The 821-nt window shown below is 67.4% G+C and carries 1 pseudogene; it reads left to right on the top strand.

Annotation, left to right across the window (positions count from 1 at the left end):
- Positions 1-10: 10 nt before the first annotated feature.
- Positions 11-821, top strand: a pseudogene (locus Asi02nite_RS41300) (IS5 family transposase); the annotation flags it as partial.

Raw genomic sequence — 821 nt, 5'->3', positions numbered from 1 at the left:
TCGTGTTGGTATGCGTCGTGGTGAACAGCCGCCGTGGATTGTTTCGGATGAGTTGTGGCAGCGGGTTGAGCCGTTGTGCCGGTCAAGCCGCGCCGGTTCCGTAGTCCTGGGCGTCGCCGGTTGTCGGATCGGTTGGCGTTGCAGGGGATCTTGTTCGTGTTGCATACCGGTATTCAGTGGGAGTTCCTGCCCCAGCAGTTGGGGTTCGGATCGGGGATGACCTGCTGGCGGCGGCTGGCCGAGTGGAATGAGGCGGACGTGTGGCGCCGCCTGCACGCGCTGCTGGCCGAGCTCCATCAGGCTGGGAGGTTGGACTGGTCGCGTGCGGTCATCGATTCCTCGCATGTGCGGGCGGCCCGTCGTGGCCCAAAAGCGGTCCGAGCCCGGTCGACCGCGCCCGGCCGGGTTCGAAGCACAACCTGCTGACCGACGGGCACGGTGTTCCTCTCGCGGTCACCTTGTGTGGCGGGAACCGCAACGACGTCACCCAGCTGCTGCCGCTGATCGACGCGATACCGGCGGTGCCTGGCCGGGTCGGCCGGCCGCGGCAGCGCCCTGATCAGTTGTTCGCCGACCGCGGCTATGACCACGACAAGTACCGGCGGCTGGTGCGGGGCAGGGGCATCCGGCCCCGGATCGCCCGTCGTGGCGACGCTCACGGAACGGGTCTGGGCGCCATCCGGTGGGTCGTGGAACGCACGATCGCCTGGTACCACGGGATGAAACGGCTACGAATCCGCTGGGAACGCCGCGACGACATCCACGAAGCGTTCCTCGGCCTCGCCACCTGCATCATCACATTCCGGCACGTCCGACAACTC

Source organism: Asanoa siamensis (genome assembly GCF_016862555.1).
GTDB classification, from domain to species: Bacteria; Actinomycetota; Actinomycetes; order Mycobacteriales; family Micromonosporaceae; genus Asanoa; species Asanoa siamensis.
Note: the sequence above shows the minus strand (reverse complement) of the source record. Positions and strands in the feature narration are given on the sequence as shown.